At 34.5% G+C, this 22,555-nt stretch carries 18 protein-coding genes; 16 read left to right on the top strand and 2 right to left on the bottom strand.

What is annotated here, in order from left to right; translation table 11 throughout:
- The first annotated feature begins 9 nt into the window (after window positions 1–9).
- The 4 genes from C3E90_RS00205 (at window position 10) to spoIIR (ending at window position 4,445) form a co-directional block, all read left to right on the top strand.
- Complete coding sequence (locus tag C3E90_RS00205) at window positions 10–1,503, top strand: spore germination protein (RefSeq protein WP_236913531.1); 1,494 nt, start codon at window positions 10–12, stop codon at window positions 1,501–1,503.
- A gap of 4 nt (window positions 1,504–1,507) precedes the next feature.
- Window positions 1,508–2,602, top strand: coding sequence for a GerAB/ArcD/ProY family transporter (locus C3E90_RS00200; protein WP_236913530.1), 1,095 nt, complete (start codon window positions 1,508–1,510; stop codon window positions 2,600–2,602).
- Window positions 2,599–3,717, top strand: a complete 1,119-nt coding sequence (locus C3E90_RS00195) for a Ger(x)C family spore germination protein (protein WP_236913529.1) — start codon at window positions 2,599–2,601, stop codon at window positions 3,715–3,717. Before C3E90_RS00200 ends, C3E90_RS00195 begins: the two co-directional genes overlap by 4 nt.
- A gap of 71 nt (window positions 3,718–3,788) precedes the next feature.
- A complete protein-coding gene (spoIIR, locus tag C3E90_RS00190) occupies window positions 3,789–4,445 on the top strand; it encodes a stage II sporulation protein R (protein WP_236913528.1) in 657 nt (218 codons plus the stop codon).
- Between the two features lie 48 nt (window positions 4,446–4,493).
- Here the strand turns inward: spoIIR and C3E90_RS00185 are convergent, their stop codons facing one another.
- Together C3E90_RS00185 and C3E90_RS00180 are read right to left on the bottom strand one after the other, a co-directional pair.
- Window positions 4,494–6,140 carry a M20/M25/M40 family metallo-hydrolase gene (locus tag C3E90_RS00185; protein WP_236913527.1) on the bottom strand — a complete coding sequence of 549 codons (1,647 nt, stop codon included), beginning with the start codon at window positions 6,138–6,140 and terminating at the stop codon, window positions 4,494–4,496.
- A gap of 41 nt (window positions 6,141–6,181) precedes the next feature.
- Complete coding sequence (locus C3E90_RS00180) at window positions 6,182–7,552, bottom strand: alanine/glycine:cation symporter family protein (protein ID WP_236913526.1); 1,371 nt, start codon at window positions 7,550–7,552, stop codon at window positions 6,182–6,184.
- A 437-nt stretch (window positions 7,553–7,989) separates the two neighbouring features.
- Between C3E90_RS00180 and C3E90_RS00175 the strand changes: the two genes are divergently transcribed.
- From C3E90_RS00175 to C3E90_RS00120, 12 genes are all read left to right on the top strand, one after another.
- Window positions 7,990–9,180, top strand: coding sequence for a M20 family metallopeptidase (locus C3E90_RS00175; RefSeq protein ID WP_236913525.1), 1,191 nt, complete (start codon window positions 7,990–7,992; stop codon window positions 9,178–9,180).
- Between the two features lie 152 nt (window positions 9,181–9,332).
- Entirely contained in the window at window positions 9,333–10,025 is a 693-nt protein-coding gene (sleB, locus tag C3E90_RS00170) for a spore cortex-lytic enzyme (protein WP_442870546.1), read from the top strand.
- A gap of 11 nt (window positions 10,026–10,036) precedes the next feature.
- Entirely contained in the window at window positions 10,037–11,404 is a 1,368-nt protein-coding gene (ypeB, locus tag C3E90_RS00165; protein WP_236913523.1) for a germination protein YpeB, read from the top strand.
- Between the two features lie 58 nt (window positions 11,405–11,462).
- On the top strand, window positions 11,463–12,269 hold the full coding sequence (gene murI / locus C3E90_RS00160) for a glutamate racemase (protein ID WP_236913522.1): 807 nt from the start codon (window positions 11,463–11,465) through the stop codon (window positions 12,267–12,269).
- 61 nt (window positions 12,270–12,330) lie between these two features.
- On the top strand, window positions 12,331–13,707 hold the full coding sequence (locus C3E90_RS00155) for a sigma-54 interaction domain-containing protein (RefSeq protein ID WP_236913521.1): 1,377 nt from the start codon (window positions 12,331–12,333) through the stop codon (window positions 13,705–13,707).
- A gap of 194 nt (window positions 13,708–13,901) precedes the next feature.
- Window positions 13,902–14,939, top strand: coding sequence for an L-erythro-3,5-diaminohexanoate dehydrogenase (locus tag C3E90_RS00150; RefSeq protein ID WP_236913520.1), 1,038 nt, complete (start codon window positions 13,902–13,904; stop codon window positions 14,937–14,939).
- Between the two features lie 28 nt (window positions 14,940–14,967).
- Entirely contained in the window at window positions 14,968–16,218 is a 1,251-nt protein-coding gene (ablA, locus tag C3E90_RS00145; RefSeq protein WP_236913519.1) for a lysine 2,3-aminomutase, read from the top strand.
- 47 nt (window positions 16,219–16,265) lie between these two features.
- Window positions 16,266–17,297, top strand: coding sequence for a hypothetical protein (locus C3E90_RS00140; protein ID WP_236913518.1), 1,032 nt, complete (start codon window positions 16,266–16,268; stop codon window positions 17,295–17,297).
- Window position 17,298: 1 nt separating this feature from the next.
- Window positions 17,299–18,924 (top strand): MutS-related protein, encoded by a 1,626-nt coding sequence (locus tag C3E90_RS00135; protein ID WP_236913517.1) that lies wholly within the window; start codon window positions 17,299–17,301, stop codon window positions 18,922–18,924.
- Window positions 18,921–20,492, top strand: coding sequence for a lysine 5,6-aminomutase subunit alpha (locus C3E90_RS00130; RefSeq protein ID WP_236913516.1), 1,572 nt, complete (start codon window positions 18,921–18,923; stop codon window positions 20,490–20,492). The genes C3E90_RS00135 and C3E90_RS00130 overlap by 4 nt, the downstream gene beginning before the upstream one ends.
- Window positions 20,492–21,232, top strand: coding sequence for an OAM dimerization domain-containing protein (locus C3E90_RS00125; RefSeq protein WP_236913515.1), 741 nt, complete (start codon window positions 20,492–20,494; stop codon window positions 21,230–21,232). Before C3E90_RS00130 ends, C3E90_RS00125 begins: the two co-directional genes overlap by 1 nt.
- Before the next feature lie 174 nt (window positions 21,233–21,406).
- The coding region (locus C3E90_RS00120) for an OPT family oligopeptide transporter (RefSeq protein ID WP_236913514.1) at window positions 21,407–22,555 on the top strand (1,149 nt) is incomplete at its 3' end.

The following is a 22,555-nucleotide window of genomic DNA, read 5'->3' as shown; positions in this document are numbered from 1 at the left end:
GAGGTAAAAATGGGAGAAATAATTTCTAGGGATTTAAATAAGAACATTGATAAGTTAAAGATTATATTAAAGGATTGTGGCGACATTAGCTATAGATTCATCGATATAGGAAAGGATATGGAAAGGGAAGCTTGTTTGGTTTTTTCCGATGGACTTATAGATAAGGTTTCTATAAGTGAATATGCCATCCAATTTTTAATGACTGGAAATGAGGATTGTAATTCTGAGTTCATATTCAAATCAAATGAATTAGACAAATTAGCCAAGGAATCCATTGCTATCCCAGAAGTAAGGGAAGAAGATGATTTAGATAAAATAGTAGATGCTATATTATCTGGGGAAACAGCTTTTTTTGTCCACAAGGCAAATAAAGCTTTAATACTTTCTTCAAGGGGCTGGCCTACAAGGGGAGTAGGTGAACCTGAAACGGAAACCGTAGTAAGAGGTCCTAGAGATGGATTTAGCGAGACATTAAAGATAAATACAACTTTGGTTCGAAGACGTATAAAAGATCCTAAGTTAAAAATTAAAAATACTAAAGTAGGAAGAAGATCTAAAACAGATATTGCAATAATGTATATTGAAGACATCGCTAGTGAAGAGATATTAAAGGAGGTAAATAGGAGAATAGATGAAATTGACATAGATGGAATATTGGATAGTTCTATGTTGGAATTTCTGATAGAAGACAATTATCTATCCCCTTTTCCTCAAATAGAAAATACGGAAAGGCCAGATACTTTAGCTGCTTCTTTATATGAAGGAAGGATTGGCATTTTAGTGGATAATACTCCTTTTGCATTAGTAGTTCCTGCTACTATTGGCACCTTATCTCAATCAGCAGAGGACTACTACAGTCGATGGACTATTACTACGGTCATTAGATTGGTAAGACTAATAGCTGCTTTTTTATCCCTATTAGCACCTGCTTTATATATAGCAATAACATCTTTTCATCCTGGATTGATACCTACTATATTAACCTATTATTTAGGGGCTAGTAGAGTTAATGTACCTTTTCCAGCAGTGATAGAAGCTTATTTAATGGAGTTAACTATTGAATTATTAAGGGAGTCGGGAACTAGGATAGCAGGGCCTATAGGAACTACCATTGGAATAGTAGGAGGCCTTATAATTGGTCAGGCAGCAGTAGAAGCGGGGATTGTTAGTCCACTAATGATTATCATAGTAGCTATTACTACAATATCCTCCTTTTCCCTTCCTAGCTATGAATGGGCTTCTGGATTTAGATTTTGTAGATTTATATTTATGGCTTTAGCAGGTATATTAGGGTTATATGGCATTATGTTAGGAATAGTAGTGCTAACAACTCATTTTGCAAGATTAGAAAGCTTTGGGATTCCCTTTTCTTCTCCCTACTCTGGACTAGGTATAAAAGAAGGAGATTTGAAGGATACTTTGGTAAAGGCTCCCATACAAAAGTTTCAGTTTAGACCCATATTTACATTTCCGAAAGACAGAAGAAGAATGGGAAAAAGGTGAAAATATGCAAAATAAAAAGACTATATCTAATCAACAGATAAAGGCATTACTGATTACCACCGTCATTGGAGTAGGTATATTGTCCCTACCTAGCGATTTGGCCATGATACTCAATACTAGCGGCTGGATAGCTATAATACTAGGGGGGTTAATCATTCTACCCTTTGTAATTATAATTAATAGATTATTTAGGATATATCCAGGAATGTCTTTTTTTCAAATCGGTAGAAAAGTTATGAATCCAATAATATTCAATATATTTCTAATAATCATGTTATCCTACTCTCTACTATTACTGTCCTATGCCTGTAGAATTTTTGCAGAGGTAATAAAGGCTTATTTACTTGAGACTACCCCTACGGAGATTATTATTTTAACAATGTTAATTGCTATAACCTATGTGGCTAGGTCTAAATTAGAAGTTGTAGCTAGGGTAGCTGTTATGATATACCCTATTATACTAGGGTTTATAATTTTTTTAGTAATAGTTAATTTACCTAATGCTGACTATACTAATATATATCCTTTATTGGATGTGGACTATAAGGCAATTCCCAGAGGAATTATGGCTGTAATATTTTCCTATGCTGGATATGAAATATTGCTTTTAGCCCTTCCCTTCTCGGAGAATAACAAAGACTCACTGAAATATTGCACAAAGGGGATGTTTATCGTCATTGGAGTATATTTGATAGTATTTTTCATAACTTTATCCCAATATGGAATCCATCAGTTGCAAAGGGAGATATGGCCTTCAATTGCAGTTATAAAGGAAATAGATTTACCAGGTTATTTTTTAGAAAATTTAGATGGCATTGTTATGGCCGCTTGGGTTATGGTAGTATATGGCACCATGGGCCCTTTTCTATATGCCTCTGGAGTTATCCTAGGAAGTGTTTTCAATGTAAGGGACAATAAATTTTTTGTACCCCCTTTAGTCCCTATCATATATTCTATATCCTTATTACCTGATAACTTAATAGAGGTAAATAAGGTTATGGGTAGAATTTTAAATTATTTTGCTTTAGCTTCAATAATGGTTATACCGACTATTATATTTATACTTTCCTATATTAAGAGGGGGAAAAATAAAATATGAAGAATAAAATTTTAATCCTGAGTATAATTTCCTTAATATTTATATCCAGCTGTTGGGACAAGGTGGAAATAGAACAAAGAACATTTGTATCCGACTTAGGTGTTGATTTAAATGAAAAAGGAGGAATGAACAGATATATAATCACCTACCAATATCCAAATATAAATGCCATAGGGAAAAACGCCACGGAAGAGAACAAATCCTTTGTAATTTCTACCCCTTGCAGCAGTATATTTCAAGCTGCAAGGGAGTTTAGCACCCGGGAGGCTTTTCCCTTCTACTATAAACATGTAAAGGTTCTAATATTAGGACAAAAGCTATTAGATGAGGAAAATTTGATTCGTGAAGTCATAGATGAGTTAAATAGGGATACAAAGATTAATAAAAAGCTACAGATTCTAGCAGCAGAAGGAATGGCAAAAGACATTTTAGATGCAAATGTGACTAGGAAACAAACAGTAGATGGAGTTATATATACAACAGTAAAGGATAATAAATCTTCTAGTAGATTTACAGCTCAAACTTTAACGGGATTGATTTCTGATTTTGATTATTCTAGAGTAACCCTTATTCCTAGAATTACTATGAAAGAAAATAGATATGTAATATCAGGGGGATGTATTATGAAAGATTACAAGCATTTGGCTTGGGTGGATGAAAAGGAGAATAGAGCAATTAGCCTATTAAATAATAAAATTAAAAATGAAACCATAGATGTTGTATATAAAGGGGATTTAATATCCTATACGGTTACCAATGCCAAATCCAGTAAAAAGGTAAAAATAGATGAAGGGATAAAAGCAGATTTTTCAATAAAAATTGAAGGATATTTACAAGGATATATTATAGCTGAGAACAAAACTGCCTTTGATAATCAAGTTTTAAAGGAGATGGAAGAGGCTATCAAAAGGGATATTAAAAGGGAAACCGAAAGAACCATAAAAAAACTCCAAGAAACATATAGGGCAGATATAATAGGGATTGGAGAACATTTAAGCAAATTTGAACCTAAGGAATGGAAAAAAATAAAAGACAATTGGGATGAAATATTTCCAGATGTAGAAATAAACATTATGTTAGATGTAAAAATTAGAAGAACAGGACTGATAAAATAATATTGGTATAAAAAAACAGATATAGGAAATAATTAAAACTAGAAGTAAAAAAGAACTTAGGAGGAATTAAAATGAAATATAAAAAGACAATCCTTAGTTTGGCATTATTAATTATTTCTATTGCATATATTATTCATCCCTATATTATTGGTAGAGAAGCTTCTGTAGATGGGTTTAAAGATGAAATAATCCGTTTTCATATTAAAGCTAATAGCGATAAACAGGAAGATCAGGCTTTAAAATTAAAGATAAGAGATGCAATATTAAGGGAAACAAGAAATCAATTTGAAAATAGTAAATCTTTAGATGAAACGAGAATATTAGTTGAAGATAATTTAAATAGCATTAAATCTATGGCTGAAGAAGTAATAGAAAGGGAAGGGAAGGATTTTCCCGTAGAAGTATCCTTAGGGATAAAAAGTTTCCCTACAAGGAAATATGGAAATATCATATTTCCAGCAGGAGAATATGAAACATTGGAAGTAGTTTTAGGAGAAGGTAAAGGCAAGAATTGGTGGTGTGTAATGTTTCCTCCATTATGCTTTGTAGATATTAGCCACAGCAATGGGATCAAAGTGGAAGAAGAATTAAAAGAAGTACTTTCAGAAGAAGAAATAGACCTTATCTTAGCAGATAAAGAACCCCCTATAATATTAAAGTCTAAGATAAAGGAAGTATTAGAAAAAACAAAAACATATTTAGCAAATTTATTAGCACAGAAAGAATAAAAGTTGCCACTGGAATTACTCAGTGGCAACTTTTATTCTTTACCCGTATTATTTTAATAAATTTGTTATAGTTTGATAAACTAGCTTTGGTGCAACATTAAAAGAATAATCCTTCTCTAATCTTTCTGTAAACTTATGAGCGTCCTTTCCAAAGGGACCAATGTTTACTACAGGAAGATTTAATTTTTGCATTTCTTCAATAGGTAAGCTATACTTTGTTCCAAATCCAGGCATATTGTTCTTCAAAGAATCTATTGCATTTTCTTCCCTAGGAGCTGCTGCATAGCTTAAATCGGAAATATAAGGATAGAATTTTTTCATTTCGATATCATAATCAGAATCTATTTCTTCTAAAACCTGCTTAACTGCATTTAGTAGCTTTTTCTCCAATGGGGTTTCATCCTTGACATATATATGTGGATAATAAGGTGGTGAGAAATATACTACTACCACTGGATCTTTGTCAGACCACATATTATGAAGGGCTTCCACCATTTTTAATGCAAATACTCTTTCGTCTATATTCTTATCTACTAGTAGTTTTTCATTTAGCTCTTCCATTACTTTATCTACTTCTTGGCCCTTTTCTTCCTTCACCTTTTCATATAGTTCTTCATAGGAAATAACTCTTGAATTCCAAGGAAGTTTTTCATAATGGAATCCATTGAACTCACAATACTTTTTATATTCCACATTTAGACTATCTATAACCTTTTGAAATGCAAGAGTGGCTCCATCTATTACCTTATCCATCATTTGATCTGGAGTACTACTATGGGTTCCAAAATTAAAGTATAAGTAACTGGTTTTGGCTGTTTGAACTGAATATTCAGGTTTTAAATCCTGTTGCCTTAATGAAATAGGGGGAACAGTAACTTCTCCTTCTGCTTCATCACAATATTTAGTGTTAAAATCAATTTCTTCCACAATAGCCGAAGATATATGGTTAGGGTCTAGTCCTTTAAATGGATCTCCACCGTGAGCCTCAGATCCAACTATATAGAAACTGGGCATTAATTTCCCTACAGTTCCTACATATATATATCTTGTATTATCACCATCATATCTAGGAGCACTATAATCCATATCGATGACTGCCAAGTATTCAAAACCTTCGGTTTCTTGAAGATTGATTAGCTCAGGAACTACTGAAAGCATACCCCCTGAATTACCTTCTTCATCACATACAGCAGCGAAAACTATATTGCCTTCAAAGTTTTCCACATTATCTGAAATGGACTCTACTATAGTCATCAAGGTGGCTACTCCGCATTTCATGTCGAATACTCCCCTGCCAAATAGATATTCTCCCGATTCTAAATCCTTTAAAGCCTCTGGCGGAAGGGATACTTCCTTGAACTTTTCTGTTAATTCTAAAGGTTTTGTTGCATAATCTTTTAATACTCCATAATCGGAAACGCCTACTGTATCCGTATGGCCTATTAATACTAAAGATTTTTTACTATTTCCCTTTTCGCCTTTTACCACAGCCATTACAGATTTTCTTCCTAAAAAATCATCTTTTATTGGGACATACTTTACCCTTTCAGGATGTTTTTTAAAATAATCCATCTCTTTAAATTTTTCGTAGACTTTTTCTACTACATTATTTTCTTCTTTTGTTCCTACTACACCACGAATTTCTGCTAATTCCAGTGTAAGGTTTTCAATTTTTTTACCCCAATTTTTGTTCATATCTTTACCTCCCAAGCTGAGCTCAAATTCTCAAGTCCCTATTATTTTGCAGAAGTATAATACTCTGGATTCCTAAAAAATTCCTCTTTCAAATCTTTAACTTCATTGGATAACATTAATAATCCTATCATATTTGGAATTATTATTGTAGCTAATAATATATCTAAGAAATTATATAGAAATTCAATTCCACCATAAACCCCTAAAACTATAGAAATTAAATATACAACAACCATTATATTTGAAAATTTACTACCAAATAAGAATTCTGCTTGTGTTTTCCCGTAATAGGTAATGACTATAATTGTAGATAATACAAATAATAATATACTAATGGTTACAATTCCTCCACCTATACTATCTCCCAATAACTGTTGAAAAGCTACTGCTGGCATACTTGCTGCTTGATCAATAGGAACTATATTGTATACTCCAGAAACTAATACAACTAAAGCAGTTATAGTACAAACTATTAGAGTATCAATTACTATTTCAAATATACCCCACATAGCTTGACGTACAGGATGGTCAGTGACTGCTGCTGCATGAGCTATAGGTGCAGTTCCCATACCAGCTTCATTTGAATAAACCCCTCTTGCAGTACCCCATCTAATAGCTTGAGCTATTCCTGCTCCAGCTATTCCACCTGTAGCAGCAATTGGAGTAAAAGCATGTTTGAATATAAGTCCTAAAGCTCGCGGTAATTCTGTTATATTTGCAATAATAATTATTAGACCACCAATAATATACAGCAAAGCCATAAATGGAACTAATTTTTCAGTAACAGTTGCAATCCTCTTTATACCACCAAATACTACTAAGCCAACTAGTACCACAAGTATTCCACCTGTTACCCAATTAGGGATATTAATAGTACTAGCTGTTTGAACTGCAGAAACAGCTTGAGTTGCAATAGAAGGAATTAATTCAATCATTAAGAAGAAAGAGAATATAATACCCAAAGCTTTACCTAAACCAGACTTAATACCCTTACTCAAGAAATACATTGGGCCTCCTACATAATCGCCTTCTTCATTCTTTTCCCTGTATCTAATACCTAAAACTATTTCTGAAAACTTAGCTGCACTAGCAATTAAAGCTACAACCCACATCCAGAACACAGCTCCTGGACCACCAAAGGCAATGGCTACAGGTACTCCAACTATATTAGAAGCCCCAATAGTTGAAGCTAAAGCTGCTGTTGCAGCTTGGAAAGGAGTAACAGTACCTTCTCCTTCGGGTTTTTTGAACATCTTTCCAAAAGTTTCTCTCATTGCAAAGGTAAAATATTTGAATTGAAAAAATCCTAGTTTAATAGTTAAAATAAGACTCCCACCAACTAATATAAGCAACATAGGTATCCCCCAAAGCCAGTTGGAAAAATTAATAATAGCATTTACAAAACCTTCCATAAGAACCCTCCTTTTTTTAAAATTAAAGCATTAAACTTAGTAAAATAATCCTTGAATTCACCTCCTACTATAATATTTGTAATATTAAATATTATCTGAATATTTAATAGTTAAATAGTGATTTATAAACAAAAAACAGGATAAAGCAAATATGGTTTGCATTTCCTGTTTCGAGTTGGAATATTAGGCTTCTTAAATTTGAATGCCATGAATATCCACTTAATACTTTGAAATTTGTTTTAATACTTATTTGTTTATTTTTATTTATTATTTAAATATGCTGAAAAATTGTTTTTGATTTTCAATAAAATATATAGAAATATACTTATTCTTATAATATCATTACTTATAGAATATATCAAGAATAATTAAAATATTATGAAAATACTAAATATTTGTGATATAATTTGTACTAACTTATTACTGGGGGGATAATTTTGAAAAATGTTCGGGAAAACATCATAAAATTATTATCGGATTTAATTAAAATCTACAGTCCTTATTTTGAAGAAGATGAAATAATGAGATTCACTTACAATTGGCTAAAAGAAAGAAACATTCCAGTTAAGTATCATAAGTATAGTGAAGATAAGGTTACAAAATTTCATGGAACAAATGTGGTTGGTAATATTAAAGGTCAGGAAGGAGGATTGAAAATATTATTAAATGGACATTTGGATACGGTTAGTATTAGCCAAGGTTGGACTAAAGATCCTTTAAAACCAACTATAGAAGGTGACAGGATATACGGGCTAGGGGCATTAGACATGAAGGGTGGTTCAGCAGCAATAATGGTTGCTTTAGAAGCTTTCTTGCGGAATGTTAAGGACTTTAAAGGCGAAATAATCTATACTCTAGTCTCCGATGAAGAAGGTCCCTATGGACTAGGCACTGATGCTACTATCTTAGATGGGATAACAGAGGATATTGACTTTTCAATAGTAACTGAACCCAGTAGTGGATTTGCAGATATTGAATTCCCCTGTCTATGTTTAGGGGCTAGAGGTGGTTACAATTATAATGTAAAGCTTTATGGTAAAGCTAGCCATGCTGCCTCTCCGGAATTAGGGATAGATGCTATTTGGGATGGGGCTAAACTAATATGCCAATTAAATGAATTGGAATTAAAAGAGGATCCACAACTAGGCAAAGGTTCTTTAGTAGTCATTGAAACTTCGGGTGGGGGAGCAGCTTGTAGTGTGGCGGAGGAATCTAGTTTTATGGTATTTAGACATGTAGTCAGAGGAGAAGATAAAGATTATTTAATTAAGGAAGTGGATGAAGCAGCGAAAAGGGCTAATATTAAAAGTAAATATGAAATAGAATTTAGAGAAGCACCCCATAAAGGGATAGATGGGTTTAAACCCTATACGGTAGATGAGGACAACCAATTTACAAAATTACTTCAAGAAATCATCAAAGAAGTAACGGGTACCTATGGAACCATAGCCTATTTTTCTAGTATGGGAGATTTTAATTATCTAGGGACTAGGACTGGAGCTCCTACATTCATATTTGGTCCCTATGGACAAAACTATCACTCTCCCGACGAATGGGTTTCAATTGATAGTTTAGTTAAAACCGCTCAGGTAATATATAGCTTATTGGTAAAACTATTAAAAATTTAATCTTTAAAAAACAAAAAAGCCATTATTGGTAAATGAAGCCAATAATGGCTTTTTTGTTTTCGCTGCATAAATTTTATATTATTACAAAAAATATATAAACCTGGCAAATATGAAAGGAGGTAAATTATTTGAGAAAATTTACTATAACAACAATGATTCTAGTGTTAGTATTCTTATCCATACTCATGTTTTACGAACCAGGCAGTTTTTTTCAAGAAGCAACAACTAAAAACAATATGTTTTTTGCCCCTAGAATACTCTATTGGGGGACTCAAGGGCAGGATGTAAAAAATGTTCAATGGCAATTGGTGAAATGGAAATATCTAATTGGGAAAGTAGATGGTATATATGGAGCAGAAACCTATAGGGCAGTACGAAGGTTTCAGGCTAAAAATGGCCTCAGAGTAGATGGAGTAGTAGGACCTCAAACAGCAGTAGCTTTAGGATTAACCTTAACAGGTGCAGCTCCTGCTTCTGCTCAAGGTATAAATAGACGGGGAGATGAATATCTGTTGGCTAGAACAATCCATGGGGAAGCTAGAGGGGAACCATATATAGGGAAGGTGGCAGTTGCAGCAGTAGTATTAAATAGGGTTAGAAGTCCCAAATTCCCCAATACCGTAGCAGGAGTAGTATATCAACCTCTAGCCTTTACTGCAGTAGCTGATGGGCAGATTAATTTAACTCCAAATAAGGATTCTATTAAAGCTGCAAGGGATGCTCTAAATGGTTGGGACCCGACCTATGGTTGTCTTTATTATTGGAACCCAGCCACTGCTACTAGTAGATGGATTTGGTCTAGGAAGGTTACACTGAAAATTGGCAAACACTGGTTTGGACTATAGGAGGTGAAAAAATGGAGAGAAGAAGATGGTGGATAGCTCCAAGCTTATTAGGTCTAGCTTTTATAATTGCACTAGTTTGGGGTTATAATGAATATACTACCAAAAACCAGCTAGGTGTGGCGTTGGAAAATCACTATCAAAGGTTATTCTTTGACGTAAAGAAACATGTGGAAAATGTTCAGGTAAATCTGTCTAAAGCTATGTTATCTAAATCCAGGGATCAAAACGTATTATTATTGTCCCAGATAATGAATGAAGCCTATTTTGCTCAAGATAAACTAGGACAAATGCCCATAACCCATGCGGAGACAGCTAAAACTGAAAAATTTTTGAACCAGGTTGCTGACTATAGTTATTATTTAATACAGACCCATTTACAAGGGCAACCTATAACTAATGAACAAAAAGCTTCTTTAGCAAATCTTCAACAGAATTCTGCCACATTCAACCAGGAATTGGCTAAGCTCCAATCTGAATTGGCAGATAAAAACTTTTTATTCGGTTCCCTTAATGCTAGACAAAATAAAAAAGTTCGAGAGGGGAATGAGAAGATATTTCAAACTTCTTTAACCAATATAGAGAAAAACGTGGCTAAAACCCCTGAATTAATTTATGATGGTCCCTTTGCTGATCAGATGATAAATAGGAAACCCTTAGGGTTGGAAAATAGGGATGTATCTAAAAATGAGGCAGAAAAGATTGCCATAGATTTCTTCGGTGCTAATAGGGTTCAGGATATTAAGTCTTATGAAGAAGGAAAGGATTCATCAGAAGTAAGAATACCCTCCTATACGTTTAATCTATATCCCAAAAATACCTCTAAGGAATTAGCAGTATATATGGGAGTATCCAAAAAAGGTGGGCATGTACTATGGATGGCCAATCCAAGGCCAGTAACTAAAGGAAGTTTATCTATAAAAGAAGCCCAGAATAAGGCTCTTGAGTATTTAAAAGGCAAAGGTTTTGAAGGTATGGAGCCTAATTATTATTTAAAATATGATGGAACTGTGTTATTCAACTTTGTATATAAAGAACAGGATATTACCATCTATCCAGATTTAATAAAACTAAAGATAGCCTTAGACAATGGAGAAATAGTAGGTTTTGATGCTTCAACCTATTATTTAAATCATAATGATAGAAATTTTGAAGAACCAAAGATAACCTTAGAAGAAGCAAGAGAAGAGGTGAGAGGAGATTTTGAAGTAAACTCCTCCAGATTAGCATTAATACCAAAAGGGAAGAACGAAGTACTGTGCTATGAGTTCAAAGGCAATTATAGAGGAGGAGAATATATAGTCTATATAAATGCCCAAACTGGAAATGAAGAACAGATACTTCAATTAATTAAAAGTGAAAATGGTACATTAACTTTTTAAAAAAAGATTGTAAAATCCCCCTAATATTAATAAAATAGAATAGAAGGGGGGTTTTTTTATGGATAATAGGCCAATTGGAGTATTTGATTCAGGAATTGGTGGTCTAACAGTATTAAAAGAAATAATGGAACAACTGCCAGGAGAAGATATAGTATATTTTGGAGATACAGCTAGAATTCCCTATGGAACCAGATCCAAAGAAACGGTAATAAAATATTTTTTTCAATCCGTAAGATTTTTACTTACCAAGGACATTAAAGCTATAATAATAGCTTGTAATACAGCCTCTGCCTTAGCTATGGAAGAAGCCAAAAAGGTTTTTGATATACCCATATTAGGAGTTATTGAACCAGGAGCTAATGCTGCAGCTTCTGCCACTAAGAATTCAGTAATTGGAGTAATAGGCACAGAAGGGACAATAAACAGTGAATCCTATCAAAGGAAAATAAGAAAGATACTACCTTCAGCAGAGATAATAGGTATATCCTGTCCTCTATTCGTGCCAATAGTAGAAGAGGGCTGGGAAAGTACAGATGTAGCTTTTATTACAGCAAAAAAATATCTTCTAGAATTAAAGGAACATAATATAGATTCCTTAGTATTGGGTTGTACCCATTATCCAGCTCTTCGTTATACTATCACTAAGGTATTAGGAGACAAGGTGAAAATGGTAAACCCAGCCTATGAAACAGCTAAAGCTGGAAAGATAATGCTAAAGGAGAAAGGATTATTGTCCAATAGATTAGATGGAGGTAAATGTGACTACTATGTAAGTGATGACCCAGAGAAGTTTAAAAGAATTGGGGGAAATATAATGAGAAGGGAAATCGCCTCCGTTCAAAAAGTAAATATAGAGAATTTATAGGCACCTAAAGTGCCTATAAATTGGCCTTGGATGCCTAAAATTCAGCGGGAAAGGAGTTCTTATGAAAGATTTATTTTTTAGGGAAAATATACTGGAGATATTAGACTATATGGAGGAAGGTATTCACATAATAGATAGTAATGGTAGAATAGCTTATTATAACCTATTTGCCCAAAAGATAGATGGCATAGATAGGGAAAAAGCTGTAGGACGCCATCTTTTGGAAGTATATCCATCTTTAAGCTATGAAACCTCAACTCTTTTAACCGTAATTAAAACTGGAAAGCCTATACTGAAAAAAGAGCAAACCTTCATAAACTATAAAGGTGAAAAGATAACCACTGTCAATTCTTCCATACCCATTAAAAGCAATGGTAAAATATTAGGAGCTTTGGAAATATCCAAAGATATAACTCAAGTAAGGAAGATGTCTGAAAAGATTGTAGACCTTCAAAGCAAACTATACAATAACACAAGGAGAAAAATCAAAGAAGAAGAAACAGCAAAATATACCTTCCTAGACATAATAGGACAAAATAAGAAGATGCTAAAACTTAAACAGATGGCTCTAAAAGCGGCAGACACTTATGCACCTGTTTTAATATATGGAGATACAGGTACAGGAAAGGAGCTTTTTGTCCATGCCATACATAATGCAAGCAAAAGGAAAAACAAACCCTTCATTACTCAAAACTGTGCAGCCTTACCAGCCAACCTTTTAGAAGGAATTTTATTTGGAACAGCAAAAGGAGGCTTCACTGGTGCAGAAGATAGACAGGGCCTATTTGAATTAGCCCATGGAGGCACTTTATTCCTAGATGAAATAAACTCCATGCCTTTAGAATTACAATCTAAACTATTAAGAGTCCTCCAAGATGGAAGCTTTAGACCAGTAGGCCAAACTAATACTATAAATGTAGATGTAAGGATAATTACAGCCACCAATATACCGCCAGAAGAAGCGGTAAAACACAAATTATTAAGAAAAGACCTATACTATAGACTAAATGTGATAAGCTTAAGCATCCCTCCTCTAAAGGAAAGAAAAGACGATATCCCTATACTAACCCAGTACTTCATAGATAAATTAAATAAAAAATTGGATAAATCCGTTAAGGGAGTATCCAAAGAGGTAATGGATATACTCATATCCAATCCCTGGGAAGGGAATGTTAGAGAGTTGGAAAATTTAATTGAAGGGATTATGAGTATTTACGACATAGAAATAATAGACGTAGAACATTTACCAACAAAATTCAAAAAAATCAAACAAAAAGAAGAAAGCTTATCATTAAAAGACACCCTAGAAGAAATGGAAAAACAATTGATACAAGATGCCTTAGAAGAAGCAGAATACAATATTAGCTATACTGCAGAACTACTAAACATCCCTCGACAAACTCTCCAATACAAAATATCCAAATATAATCTAAAATAACAATAATAAGTTCCCTTTTTGGTGCCAGGCACCAATAAGAGAACTTATTTGCCTAAATTTGGGCAAATAAGTTTTAGATTTATCCACTTAATGGGCTATAACCTTTGTGTCTAGCCCTTTTAATACTTGAAAAAATTGGCATATAAATTGCATTATATATTAGATGGTAATAAAAATTTTAAGGAGGGATTTGTATGAGAAAAGGATGTCCATATGGAACTCATAGAGTAATAGAACCAAAGGGAGTATTGCCACAACCAGCGCTAAAAATAGACAATGATATGGAAATATATGATAATGAAATATTAATCGATGTGCAAACTTTAAATGTAGATTCTGCTAGCTTTACTCAAATCAAAGAGCAGGCTAAGGGAGACCAGGAAGAAATAAAAAAGATTATGAAGGGCATAGTTGCTGAAAGAGGCAAACACCAAAATCCCGTAACTGGTTCTGGTGGTATGTTAATCGGAACTGTGGAAAAGATTGGTCCTGCACTAGAAGGAAAAACCGAATTAAAAGTAGGAGATAAAATAGCCACTTTAGTATCCTTATCTTTAACCCCACTTAGAATAGATGAATTTTTAGAAATAAGACCTGAAGTAGACCAGGTAGATATTAAGGGGAAAGCTATATTATTTGAATCTGGCATATATGCAGTACTACCTGATGACCTACCAGAAAACTTAGCATTATCCGTATTAGATGTGGCAGGGGCACCAGCTCAAACAGCCAAATTGGTTAAACCAGGGGACACAGTAGTAGTAATAGGTGGAACGGGTAAATCTGGTATGCTCTGCTTATACGAAGCAAAGAAGAGGGCTGGAGTAACAGGAAAGGTCATATGTATAGGATCTAGAGATAAAACTATAGCTAGAGTAAAAAATGCAAACTTGGCAGATGTCTACATAAAGGCAAACGCTACCAACGCAGTAGAATTATTGGAAAAGGTTAGTGAAGCAACCAATGGAGAAATGGCAGATATAGTTATAAATACAGTCAATATTCCAAATACAGAAATGTCTAGCATACTGCTTACAAAGGATAAAGGTATTGTATATTTCTTTAGTATGGCAACTAGCTTCACAAAAGCAGCTTTAGGAGCTGAAGGGGTAGGAAAAGACATAACCATGATAGTAGGAAACGGATACACCAAAGATCACGCAGCTATATCCCTAGAACTGATGAGAGAATCTAAAGAATTAAGAAAGATTTTTGAGGAGTTGTACGCTTAGTCCATTGAAAAAAAGGGAGGTTTTCATTGTGAGATCTTATAAGGATATTGAATTATGGAAAGATGTGACTGAGGAAGAGTGGCATGACTGGCGATGGCAGGTTAGAAATAGAATTACAGAGGTAGAAGTACTAAAGAAGATAATCAATATTACTGAAAAAGAGGAGAAGGAAATAGGAGAGGTATTGAATAAGTTTAGAATGGGAATTACTCCATATTATGCTTCTCTGATGGACCCAAATGACCCAAATTGTCCTATTCGAAAACAGGCAGTCCCAACAATAATGGAAACTCATGAAAGCATTGCAGATATGGAAGACCCATTAGCAGAAGATGAAGACTCTCCAGTACCAGGACTTACCCATAGGTATCCTGATAGGGTATTGTTCCTAATAACAGACCAATGTTCAATGTATTGTAGACATTGTACTAGAAGAAGATTCGCAGGGCAACAAGACTCGGGGGCTCCTAAGGATAGAATCGATAAATGTATTGAATACATCAGAAATACTCCCCAAGTAAGAGATGTTCTATTATCCGGTGGAGATGCATTATTGGTATCTGACGAAAGATTAGAGTACATTATAAAAGAATTAAGGGCAATTCCCCATGTGGAAATAATCCGAATTGGTACCAGAACCCCTGTAGTTATGCCTATGAGAATCACCGATAATCTAGTCAATATGCTTAAAAAATATCATCCAATCTGGTTAAATACTCATTTTAATCATCCAAAAGAAATTACAGAAACCTCAATTGCAGCAGCCAATAAAATGGCAGATGCAGGTATCCCATTGGGGAATCAATCAGTTTTATTAAGAGGAGTTAATGACTGCCCTCATATAATGAAGGAATTAGTTCACAAATTGGTAATGATGAGAATTAGACCTTACTATATTTACCAATGTGATTTGTCCATGGGAATTGAACACTTTAGAACAAAAGTATCTAAGGGTATCGAGATAATAGAAGCACTAAGAGGCCATACTTCTGGTTTTGCAGTTCCAACCTTTGTAGTAGATGCACCAGGAGGTGGAGGCAAGACTCCTGTTATGCCTCAATACGTTATAAGCCAGTCCCCAACTAAAATAGTCCTTAGAAATTACGAGGGGGTTATTACCACTTATACGGAACCACAAATTCTTGAAGAACCATGTAATTGTCCCATATGTAAGGGAGAAAGGGAAGGCCATGCAACAGGGGTAGCAGAACTACTCCAAGGCCCAGAAGTAAAATCCATGGCACCAAGTAATTTAGAAAGAAAACAGCGGGGACAGTAGGGACGGTTCTCCCTGTCCCAAAACCGATGAATAAAGGGGGTTTTCTATTGTTACTAAAACACATATACAACAAATACAAAATAATATCCATAGTGGGCATGGCTAAAAATAGTGGTAAGACGGTAGCCTTAAACCATTTAATCCATGAATCCATAGACCAAGACATAAAATTAGGCATTATTTCTACTGGAAGGGATGGAGAAGCTTTAGATTTAGTTACAGAAACGGAAAAGCCTAAAATATATGCAGAAGAAGGCACCATAATTGCCACCACTACAGAATTATTGTCTTTAGGAGATGCTACAATAGAAATAATGAATATAACAGAATATAGAACCCCTTTAGGAGAAATATTAATAGGTAGAGTAAAGGATGGCGGATATATTCAAATTTCAGGACCTCAAACTGCAGCAGAAATAAAGGATTTAGCAAATCTAATGTTAAAATTAGGGGCGGAAATGGTCATTATAGATGGAGCCATAGACCGAAGGTCTTCTGCCGCCCCTTCTATAACAGATGCTACAATTTTATCTACTGGAGCAGTTTTAAGCAGGGATATAAACAAGGTTGTGGAAGAAACAATCCATATAGTGAACCTTTTCAATCTCCCCCAAATTGAAGATTCTATGGAAAAGGAAATATTGGAAAAGGTTCTAAATAGTGGAGGAATAGCCACAATAGATGAGAATTTGAACATCCATCCCATTGAGATAAAAACTGCTTTAAATTGTGGCCATATTATTGGAAATCACATAGGGAAAAATTCTAAATACATATTAATCCCCGGGTCCTTGGTAAAAAATACCATAGAAGATATTATTAGAACCACAAATAGATATAAAAAAGTGGATATAGTAGTAGCTGATGGAACTAAAATATTTATACCGCCAAAGGATTGGTTAAAATTTATGAGGTATGGGGTTAAGGTAAAGGTATTGAATCCAATAAATCTAGTGGCCATAACCGTGAACCCTTATGCACCTCAAGGATATTATTTTGAAGCTAGAGAATTATTAGACAAGATGAAATACTATATAAAGGATATTCCAGTAGTAGATTTAGTCTTAGGGGGTGAATGAGATGGAATTAATGGATGATTTTACAAAAGAATCCTTAGATTTTCAATATATTTTAAACAGGATAAATATTAAAACCCCTTATGGCAAAATCTATAAGGACAAGATGAGGCCTTTTCTAAGAGGAGAAGAAGAAGAACTAATAGAAGAATTGGGAAAGGTAGAAAACTATATTGCTCTTGTTAAGGATCAAAGGTTCATAGGAGAGATAAACAATATATTTCACCATATAAAGGATTTAAGGTCATCTATTGATAGAGGTAGAGATGGAGGAATTCTTTCAGAAGTAGAACTGTTCGAAATTAAGAACTTCCTCTTTTTAATTAGAGATTTAAAAGAGTTATTGACTACGAATCAGGCACCCCTGTGGGAAGATACGACAATAGAACCTATAGAGAGTTTAGAAAAACTATTGGACCCAGAAGCTACGGGTATTTCCACCTTCTATATATATGAAGCCTATTCGAAAGAATTAAAGTCCATTAGAGAAGATAAAAGGGAAATAGAAAGAAAAATTAAAAAAGAGAAAAAAAGTTTAAAAGAAAAAGTACGAGAGGAATTAAGGCTAAACTTAAATCCAGATGGGTCCATAATCATACCCAAAGAAAGAACAGAACTAATTGAAAAGCTGGAGAATTATCCCTATTTAAACTATGTATCTGAAACCTATATGAATATTAAATATACTTTAAAATCAACGGATTCAATAAATCTATTGGAAAGAAAAGTTTTAATCCTTAAGGATAAAGAAGAAAAAGAAGAAATGAGAATAAGGAAAAATCTTTCTAAGGAGATAGGTAAAAAAAGTAAAATTCTATATAAAAATATATCCAGCATTGGAAAGATGGATTTTATATTAGGAAAAGCCAGTTTTGGAGTAGAAATAAATGGAGTTAAACCAAATATTATTGAAGACCATTCTATAACCATAATAGGAGGAAGACATCCAAAAGTAGAAGACACCCTAAAGGAAATGGGGCTAGAATATACTCCTATAACCTTAGAACTTAAGGAAGGGGTTACCTGTATTACAGGAGCTAATATGGGAGGTAAGACCGTTAGTTTAAAATTAGTAGGTCTCTTAACAGCCATGGCCCAATATGGATTACTGGTTCCTGCTAAGGAGATGATTTTAGGATTAAATAATTTCATCAAAGCCTCTATAGGAGACCTTCAATCTGTGGACAAAGGCTTAAGTACCTTTGGAGGGGAAATCAAACTAATCCAAGAAGCCATAGAAATTGCAGATAATAAAGGATTGATACTAATAGACGAATTAGCCAGTGGTACCAACCCGGAAGAAGGCTATGCCATATCAAAGGCAGTAGTAGAATATCTATTGGACAAAGACTCCATAACCTTACTTACAACCCATTATGATAATATTGGGAATATAGATAAGGTAGTCCATTTACAGGTAATAGGATTATCCCATATGAAATTGGAGGAGTTAAAATCCCAATTAAAGAATCTTCAACAGGAAAAGATGGACTTAATAAATAAATTCATGGATTATCGACTAAGAACAGTAGATAAAACCAAACCAGTCCCTAAAGATGCCTTAAATATTGCACGGATAATGGGACTAGACGAAAGGATAATTGGAAAAGCAGAAAAAGAGCTGAAATGAAAGGAGTGAAATATTTGAGTAAATTAAATCTTGATCAAAAATTAATAGACAGTTCAAGAAATGCTGCAAAACAAATAGCTGATGATGTGCAAAAGTTTATAGATGAACATACTACTACTTCCACAGAAAGAACCATTGCTAGATTATTGGGAGTAGATGGAGTGGATGAAATAGATAGACCTCTACCCAATGTGTTAATAGACAATATTAAAGAAGGTGGTGGGCTAGAAAGAGGAATAGCCTATTGGTTAGGCAATGCTATGATTCAAACAGGAGATAGCCCTCAACAAATAGCAGAAAAAATATCCAGGGGAGAATTGGATATTACCCGCCTACCAGCAGCTGATGAAGAAAAAATTAAGGATATCATATATGAAATAGCAAGGGAAAGAGTAGAAAAAATCAAATCCAATAGAAATAAAAGGGAAGAACTGATAAATACCTTAGGAGAAGGGAAAAAGCCCTATCTATATGTAATAGTGGCTACTGGTAATATATATGAAGACATAGAACAAGCTAAATCAGCAGCTCGCCAAGGGGCAGATGTAATTGCAGTTATAAGAACTACAGGGCAAAGTCTATTGGATTATGTACCCTATGGCCCTACTACTGAAGGATTTGGTGGAACTTATGCCACTCAAGAAAACTTTAAACTAATGAGAAGGGCCTTAGATGAAGTAGGAGAAGAGGTAGGCCGCTATATTAGACTTTGTAACTATTGTTCTGGATTATGTATGCCAGAAATAGCAGCTATGGGTGCCTTGGAAAGGTTGGATATGATGTTAAACGATGCCCTTTATGGAATACTGTTTAGGGATATAAATATGCAAAGAACTTTAATAGACCAATATTTCTCCAGAGTAATCAATGGATATGCGGGTATAATAATAAATACGGGAGAAGACAACTACCTTACAACAGATGATGCAGTAGAAGCTGCCCATACCGTATTGGCCTCTCAATTTATAAACGAACAATTTGCATTAAAGGCTGGTATCCCAGAAGAACAAATGGGATTAGGCCATGCCTTTGAAATGGACCCAGAATTGGAAAATGGGTTCTTATATGAATTAGCGCAAGCTCAAATGGCCAGAGAAATATTCCTTAATGCACCATTGAAATATATGCCCCCAACCAAATATATGACAGGGAATATTTTCAAAGGCCATATTCAAGATGCTCTATTCAATTTAGTATCCATAATGACCAACCAAGGAATCCAATTACTAGGAATGTTAACAGAAGCTATCCATACTCCCCATCTCCAGGACAGATATCTATCCATTGAAAATGCTAAGTATATCTTCAACAATGCTAAGGATTTAGGCAATGAGATTAGTTTCGTCCATGGAGGCATTATCCAAACTAGAGCAGCTAAAGTTTTAAAAGATGCTGAGGAATTGTTGAATGAAATAGCCCAAAATAGTCTATTCTCAACTATAGAACAGGGGAAATTTGGAGGAGTTAAAAGACAAAGAACTGGTGGCAAAGGATTAGACGGAGTAGCTAAAAAGGATTCGGGATACTTTAATCCATTTATTCAACTAATGGTTGGAGGTGGAAAATAATGTTAGACTTAACAAGAGTAAAACCCTATGGGGATACATTGAACGATGGAATGGTTCAACTTAGTTTCACTTTACCAGTGCCCTATGGAGATGAAGGCAAGGAAGCAGCTCGCCAATTAGCTAAAAAGATGGGATTAGAAGAACCTTCCGTTGTATATTCAAAGGATTTAGTAGGATATAGCTATTTTATACTATATGGAAAATCAATTCATACAGTAGACTTTACTAAAATAGAAGTTCCAAAGGTGGATTTGGATGTAATGAGTAAAGAGGAAGTAGAGCAATATATAAAGGATAATATTAAAAGGAATATAGTCGTTGTAGGAGCTTGTACGGGTACCGATGCCCATACAGTAGGAATAGACGCCATTATGAATATGAAAGGCTATGCAGGCCATTTTGGACTAGAAAGGTATGAAGGTATTGAAGCTTATAATCTAGGCAGTCAAGTTCCCAACGAAGAATTAGTAGCCAAAGCCATAGAATTAAATGCAGATGCCATATTAGTATCCCAGGTAGTAACCCAAAAGGATGTCCATATTCCAAATATGACTCAACTGGTAGAACTACTAGAAGCAGAAGGAATAAGGGATAAGGTAATTCTAACCTGCGGAGGTCCAAGGCTTTCTCACGAATTAGCCAAAGAACTAGGCTACGATGCAGGCTTTGGAACAGGAACCTTTGCTGAAGATGTAGCTAGCTTTATCGTTACAGAGATGGTAAATAGGAAGATGATATAATACCCCAAGTAAATAGAAGGATTCTAAATAAGTTCCTTTTTTGGTGCCAGGCACCAGAAAAGGAACTTATTATACTTTTATTGTCAAAAATTGACGAATATGTTGACTTATAGGAGAAAATTATTTATAATGGAATAGTATAAAAATTTTTACTAAATAGAAAGGAGTACTAGAATGGAAAAACAAATGAAACAGGAATTTAAGCCCTATATTCCAGCCGATAAGGTAATGCCAGAATTTACTCCCACAGCAATTATTATAGGTATTATTATGGCTATAGTGTTCGGTGCTGCTAATGCTTATATTGGCCTTAGAGTTGGTATGACCATTAGTGCATCAATACCAGCAGCGGTAATTTCAATGGGTATTATCCGTGGAATTATGAAAAGAGACTCCATATTGGAAAACAATATGGTTCAAACCATAGGTTCAGCTGGTGAATCCTTAGCAGCAGGAGCCATATTTACTTTGCCAGCTTTATTCATCTGGTCTCAAGAGCTTGGTATGGCAGAGCCTAGTTTAATAAGGATAGTAATTATAGGCTTAGCAGGAGGTATACTAGGAGCCTTGTTAATGCTTCCTCTTAGGAAAGCATTAATCGTAAATGAACATGGGGTTCTTCCTTATCCAGAAGGAACTGCCTGTGCTGAAGTATTAATAGCAGGAGAAACTGGTGGAGTTAAGGCTAAAACCGTATTCACAGGCCTTGGAATTGGTTCAGCATTTAAATTTATTACCGACGGGATTAAATTGTTCCCTTCAGAAATAGAATGGGCTTTACCAGGATATAAAGGTGCAGCCATAGGTATGGACACTTTACCAGCTCTATTAGGAGTTGGATTTATAGTAGGTCCACAAATATCTGCCTATATGTTATCAGGAGCTGTACTAGGTTGGTTAGTCCTTATACCACTTATAACCCATCTAGGCCAATATATACCAGATATAATCTATCCAGCCTCAGACCCATTAATGGGATTAAGCTATTGGGAGATTTGGGACAATTATATTAGGTATATTGGTGCAGGGGCAGTTGCCTTTGGTGGTATCCTAAGCTTGGTCAAATCCTTACCTTTAATCGTTAGAACCTTCAAAGAAGCTATGGGAGGATTAAAGAGTACTGCAGGTACATCTTCAACTTTAAGAACAGATGAAGATATATCCATTAAATTAGCCCTAATAGGAGTAGCAGTTATAGTAATATTTATAGGAGCTACAGATTTCATACCGGTAGGTATTCCTGGAGCATTGATAATCGCAGTATTTGGATTCTTCTTTGCAACAGTATCTGCAAGACTTGTAGGTTTAGTAGGTAGTAGTAAT

The sequence above is a fragment of the Clostridium sp. Cult2 genome (assembly GCF_021655075.1).
Lineage (GTDB): Bacteria > Bacillota > Clostridia > Tissierellales > Tepidimicrobiaceae > Schnuerera.
Note: the sequence above shows the minus strand (reverse complement) of the source record. Positions and strands in the feature narration are given on the sequence as shown.

Coding starts and splice junctions, on each gene's coding strand:
- C3E90_RS00150 (WP_236913520.1), top strand. CDS start 13,902: ATGAGAAAAGGATGTCCATATGGAACTCATAGAGTAATAGAACCAAAG.
- C3E90_RS00200 (WP_236913530.1), top strand. CDS start 1,508: ATGCAAAATAAAAAGACTATATCTAATCAACAGATAAAGGCATTACTG.
- C3E90_RS00185 (WP_236913527.1), bottom strand. CDS start 6,140: ATGAACAAAAATTGGGGTAAAAAAATTGAAAACCTTACACTGGAATTA.
- C3E90_RS00195 (WP_236913529.1), top strand. CDS start 2,599: ATGAAGAATAAAATTTTAATCCTGAGTATAATTTCCTTAATATTTATA.
- C3E90_RS00180 (WP_236913526.1), bottom strand. CDS start 7,552: ATGGAAGGTTTTGTAAATGCTATTATTAATTTTTCCAACTGGCTTTGG.
- C3E90_RS00155 (WP_236913521.1), top strand. CDS start 12,331: ATGAAAGATTTATTTTTTAGGGAAAATATACTGGAGATATTAGACTAT.
- C3E90_RS00135 (WP_236913517.1), top strand. CDS start 17,299: ATGGAATTAATGGATGATTTTACAAAAGAATCCTTAGATTTTCAATAT.
- murI (WP_236913522.1), top strand. CDS start 11,463: ATGGATAATAGGCCAATTGGAGTATTTGATTCAGGAATTGGTGGTCTA.
- ypeB (WP_236913523.1), top strand. CDS start 10,037: ATGGAGAGAAGAAGATGGTGGATAGCTCCAAGCTTATTAGGTCTAGCT.
- C3E90_RS00130 (WP_236913516.1), top strand. CDS start 18,921: ATGAAAGGAGTGAAATATTTGAGTAAATTAAATCTTGATCAAAAATTA.
- C3E90_RS00125 (WP_236913515.1), top strand. CDS start 20,492: ATGTTAGACTTAACAAGAGTAAAACCCTATGGGGATACATTGAACGAT.
- spoIIR (WP_236913528.1), top strand. CDS start 3,789: ATGAAATATAAAAAGACAATCCTTAGTTTGGCATTATTAATTATTTCT.
- C3E90_RS00205 (WP_236913531.1), top strand. CDS start 10: ATGGGAGAAATAATTTCTAGGGATTTAAATAAGAACATTGATAAGTTA.
- sleB (WP_442870546.1), top strand. CDS start 9,333: ATGATTCTAGTGTTAGTATTCTTATCCATACTCATGTTTTACGAACCA.